Origin of the sequence: Moorena sp. SIO2C4, assembly GCF_010672485.1 — a bacterium.
Lineage (GTDB): Bacteria > Cyanobacteriota > Cyanobacteriia > Cyanobacteriales > Coleofasciculaceae > Moorena > Moorena producens.
In genome coordinates this window covers 1-5,422 of record NZ_JAAHGN010000192.1, presented here as the reverse complement: position 1 = coordinate 5,422, position 5,422 = coordinate 1, and the positions used below count along the sequence as shown (strand labels likewise).

3 protein-coding genes are annotated in these 5,422 nt (G+C 45.5%); 2 read left to right on the top strand and 1 reads right to left on the bottom strand.

The window, feature by feature from the left end; genetic code table 11:
- Nucleotides 1-218, bottom strand: a 218-nt coding sequence (locus tag F6K20_RS12795; protein WP_287294907.1) for a hypothetical protein, incomplete at its 3' end; no start/stop codon positions are given.
- Between the two features lie 409 nt (nt 219-627).
- Here F6K20_RS12795 and F6K20_RS12790 point away from each other — a divergent pair.
- On the top strand, nt 628-4,620 hold the full coding sequence (locus tag F6K20_RS12790; protein ID WP_287294905.1) for a magnesium chelatase subunit H: 3,993 nt from the start codon (nt 628-630) through the stop codon (nt 4,618-4,620).
- A gap of 102 nt (nt 4,621-4,722) precedes the next feature.
- Complete coding sequence (locus F6K20_RS12785; RefSeq protein WP_287294904.1) at nt 4,723-5,019, top strand: hypothetical protein; 297 nt, start codon at nt 4,723-4,725, stop codon at nt 5,017-5,019.
- Nucleotides 5,020-5,422: the final 403 nt, after the last annotated feature.

Here is a 5,422-nt window from a genome sequence, read left to right as displayed (position 1 = left end):
CTGACTGCTGACTGCTGACTGCTGACTGCTGACTGCTGACTGCTGACTGCTGACTGCTGACTGCTGACTGCTGACTGCTGACTGCTGACTGCTGACTGCTGACTGCTGACTGCTGACTGCTGACTGCTGACCACTGACTGCTGACCACTGACTGCTGACTGCTGACTGCTGACTGCTGACCACTGACTGCTGACCACTGACCACAAAATCTTAAGCAATAATTAAGGAGGAACGATAAGTAATAGTTTTATAAATCGATAAAATATCCTTATATATACAACTAAGGTTACCTTTGTCAAGGATTTTTTTTGTGTATTTTTGTTAAGGGCAACAGATTTACTACTTCAGTAATTGTTAAGTAATTTTACAAAAACTGGCAATTTTTATATCGAATTGTATCAGATAACGGCTGTAACTCCCTGAAAGTATACGTTTTTTGATAGAAACTCTTTAGTTGGCAAAACAAAACCATCCCAACCAAGAGTGAGTGGTCACTGGTAGAGACGTTCAAGAGCACATCTCTACATAAAATCTAAATACGATCAAAACCATCAAAGGTGATCAGCCGCTTACCGCCACTCAAGCTAAGGCACAGATAACGAATAATCAGGAAGGAGATCTAGCCACATGTTCACTCACGTCAAGTCCACCATTAGACACATCACCCCAGAAGCCTTGAATGGGCGTCATTTGCTGAAGGTGGTCTATGTCGTGCTAGAACCGCAGTACCAGAGTGCATTATCAGCTGCTGTTCGCTCAATCAATCAAAATCAACCGGATATCGCTATTGAAATCAGCGGCTACCTCATTGAAGAGCTGCGTGACCCAGAAAACTATGAAGACTTTAAACGGGATATAGCAGAAGCGAATATCTTTATCGCTTCACTAATCTTTATAGAAGACTTGGCCGAGAAGGTAGTCACCGCTGTACAACCCCATCGCGATCGCTTGGATGCCGCAGTAGTATTTCCATCAATGCCGAAAGTGATGCGCCTGAATAAATTAGGTAGCTTCTCCATGGCGAATTTGGGACAATCCAAGAGTGCGATCGCACAATTCATGCGTAAGCGCAAGAAAAAATCTGGGTCTTCCTTCCAAGACAGTATGCTCAAGCTGTTGCAGACCTTACCGAAAGTCCTGAAGTATATGCCCATGGACAAAGCTCAGGATGCTCGCAACTTCATGCTCAGTTTCCAGTATTGGCTCGGGGGGTCTTCTGATAACCTGGAAAACTTCCTGCTGATGCTAGCAGATAAGTATGTATTTAAGACACAGAAGAAAAATAGCGAAACCTCTGTCCAATTCAAAGACCCAGTGGTTTACCCAGATATGGGGGTTTGGCATCCTCTAGCACCGCAAATGTTTGAAGATGTCAAGGAATACCTGAACTGGTATAGTAGCCGTCAGGATATCTCAACAGACTTAAAAGACCCTCTTGCTCCCTGTATTGGTTTAGTCCTGCAACGCACTCACTTAGTTACTGGGGATGATGCCCATTATGTAGCGATGGTGCAGGAAATCGAAGCGATGGGAGCAAGGGTGATTCCCATCTTTGCTGGTGGTCTGGATTTCTCTAAACCTGTAGATACCTATTTTTCTGAGGAACATGGCAAAACCGTAGTACCTTTAGTGGATGCTGTGGTATCTCTAACCGGCTTTGCTCTAGTAGGAGGTCCAGCACGGCAAGACCATCCCAAAGCGATTGAATCCTTAAAACGCCTCAATCGCCCCTATATGGTTACACTTCCCTTAGTCTTCCAAACTACGGAAGAATGGGAAAATAGTGACTTGGGACTGCACCCGATTCAAGTAGCATTGCAAATTGCCATTCCAGAGCTGGATGGTGCCATTGAACCAATTATTCTATCCGGACGGGATGGCGCAACTGGAAAATCCATTGCGTTACAGGACCGGATTGAATCAGTAGCCCGACGGGCCATGAAGTGGGCGAATTTGCGCCGTAAGCCCAAGCTTGATAAGAAAATTGCCATCACAGTCTTTAGCTTCCCCCCAGATAAAGGCAATGTTGGAACAGCGGCCTATCTTGATGTATTTGGTTCCATCTATAAAGTGATGGAAGCCCTGAACAACAATGGTTATGATGTCCAAGACTTGCCGGAATCCGCTGAGGCACTGATGCAAGAGGTGATCCATGATGCCCAAGCTCAGTACGCTAGTCCAGAATTGAATATTGCTCACCGGATGTCGGTGATGGAGTATGAACGGTTTACTCCCTACTCCAGTCGCTTAGAGGAAAACTGGGGACCACCACCAGGACATCTTAATAGTGATGGACAAAACTTGTTAATCTACGGCAAGCAATTTGGGAATGTATTCATCGGAGTACAACCTACCTTTGGGTATGAAGGAGACCCAATGCTACTGTTGTTCTCCCGTTCCGCAAGTCCTCACCATGGCTTTGCTGCCTATTACACCTATTTAGAACAAATCTGGCAAGCCGATGCGGTGCTGCACTTCGGCACCCACGGGTCTCTAGAATTTATGCCAGGGAAACAGATGGGGATGTCTGGAGACTGTTATCCAGATAATTTAATTGGTTCTATTCCCAATCTGTACTACTATGCTGCCAATAATCCTAGTGAAGCAACTATTGCTAAGCGCCGCAGCTACGCTGAAACCATATCCTATCTGACTCCACCGGCAGAAAATGCTGGATTATATAAAGGCTTAAAGGAACTCAGTGAGTTAATTGGGTCTTATCAAACTCTCAAAGATACTGGGCGCGGTGTTCCCATTGTTAACACCATTATGGATAAGTGCCGCTTGGTGAATCTTGACCAAGATATTGCCTTGCCCGAGCAAGATGCCAAGGAGCTGAGTGCCGAAGAACGGGATACTTTGGTCGGTCAGGTGTACCGCCGCTTGATGGAAATTGAATCAAGGTTGTTACCCTGTGGGTTGCATGTGATTGGTAAGCCACCAACCGCAGAAGAAGCGATCGCAACGCTAGTCAATATTGCTAACTTAGACCGTAGCGAAGACGAAATCATCGGTTTACCCCGGATTATTGCTAACAGTATTGAGCGAGATATTGATGAAATTTACAGCAACAATGACCAAGGCATCTTAGCTGATGTGGAATTGTTGCAAGATATCACCCAAGCTACCCGTGCTGCTGTTAGTGCTATGGTTCAAGCTCAAACCGACACCGATGGACGAGTCTCTAAAGTCTCTAAACTCAACTTCCTCAATATTGGTAAAAAAGAACCCTGGGTAGAAGCCTTGCACAATTTAGGATACACCAAAGTAGATTCCGAAGCGATCAAGCCTCTGTTTGACTATCTCGAATTCTGTTTAGAGCAGATAGTAGCAGACAACGAACTAGGAGCAATGCTCCAAGCCTTAGATGGGGAATATGTGCTGCCAGGTCCTGGTGGTGACCCGATCCGAAATCCCGATGTGCTACCGACCGGTAAGAATATTCACGCCCTCGACCCCCAATCCATTCCCACCCTAGCAGCGGTGAAATCTGCCAAAATTGTAGTAGACCGACTGTTGGCACGGCAAAAGCGAGATAATGATGGGGCTTGGCCAGAAACCATTGCGTGTGTACTATGGGGTACCGATAATATTAAGACCTACGGGGAATCCCTAGCCCAAATTCTGTGGATGGTCGGGGTTAAGCCAGTGCCCGATGCCTTGGGACGGGTGAATAAATTAGAACTAATTCCCTTAGAAGAGTTAGGTCGTCCTCGGATTGATGTGGTAGTAAACTGTTCCGGTGTCTTCCGGGATTTGTTCATCAATCAGATGAATTTACTAGACCAAGGGGTGAAAATGGCCGCAGAAGCCGATGAACCCCTGGAAATGAACTTTGTGCGGAAACACAGTTTGCAACAAGCTCAAGAGATGGGGGTTAATCTACGGCAAGCGGCGACTCGGGTGTTCTCCAATGCGTCTGGTTCCTATGCCTCCAATGTTAATTTAGCTGTCGAAAACAGCACCTGGGAAGAAGAAGCCGAGTTACAGAATATGTATCTCAGTCGCAAGTCCTTTGCCTTCTCTTCCGATAACCCAGGCACCATGGAACAGAGTCAGCAGATTTTTGAGTCTGCCTTGAAAACCGCTGATGTTACCTTCCAGAATCTTGATTCATCGGAAATTAGCCTGACTGATGTTTCTCATTACTTTGATTCTGACCCCACTAAGGTAGTAGCCAACTTGCGGAACGATGGTAAGAAACCAACCGCTTACATAGCTGATACTACTACTGCTAATGCTCAGGTTCGCACCCTATCAGAAACCGTTCGTTTAGATGCCCGGACTAAGTTACTTAATCCCAAGTGGTACGAAGGCATGTTGAATCATGGCTATGAAGGGGTCCGTGAACTTTCCAAACGCTTAGTGAATACTATGGGTTGGAGTGCAACGGCTGATGCAGTGGATAACTGGGTTTATGAAGATGTGAATACTACCTTTATCCAGGATGAAGAAATGCGTCAGCGGTTAATGAATTTGAATCCCAATTCCTTCCGTAAAGTAGTGTCTACGTTATTAGAAGTTAATGGACGTGGCTATTGGGAAACTAGTGAGAGTAATTTACAGCTGTTGCGCGAGTTGTATCAGGAGGTTGAAGATAAAATTGAAGGCATAGATTAGGATTATTGGCGTTGCGTCAGTCTTGGAATGAATAGGAGTAGAGTGGGCATCCTGCCCGCTCGACAATAAGCATGAAACTGGCAAGATGCCAGTTCTACCAAGATGCCAGTTCTACCAAGATGCCAGTTCTACCAAGATGCCAGTTCTACCAAGATGCCAGTTCTACCAAGATGCCAGTTCTACCAAGATGCCAGTTCTACCAAGATGCCAGTTCTACCAAGATGCCAGTTCTACCAAGATGCCAGTTCTACCAAGATGCCAGTTCTACCAAGATGCCAGTTCTACCAAGATGCCAGTTCTACCAAGATGCCAGTTCTACCAAGATGCCAGTTCTACCAAGATGCCAGTTCTACCAAGATGCCCATTCCACGCTTGATGCCCATTCTACAAAAGTATTAAAATCATTCCATTATTAAGCAACGCCAAAAGCGATGCAGCGCGGTCTTGGGGGTTTCCCCCATGAGCGACTGCATCAAGACAGAGTAGCTTTTTAGAGACGTTCAATAGAGCGTCTCTAATTTTTAGGACTTACGAATTTGCCCCCTAAATCCCCCAATTCTGGGGGACTTTGAAAGCTGAAATCCCCCTAAATCCCCCAATTCTGGGGGACTTTAAAAGCTGAAATCCCCCTAAATCCCCCAATTCTGGGGGACTTTAACTCAACTTTGCGGTGCGCGAAATTTGCTGTCAAAAAAAATTTCTAAAAACCCTTGACAAATTATATATAATATAAAACAACAAGCAAAAGGTGACCATTATGGATTCCGAATTTCGCCCAAACCCAGAGACTAATCCTGAGGAT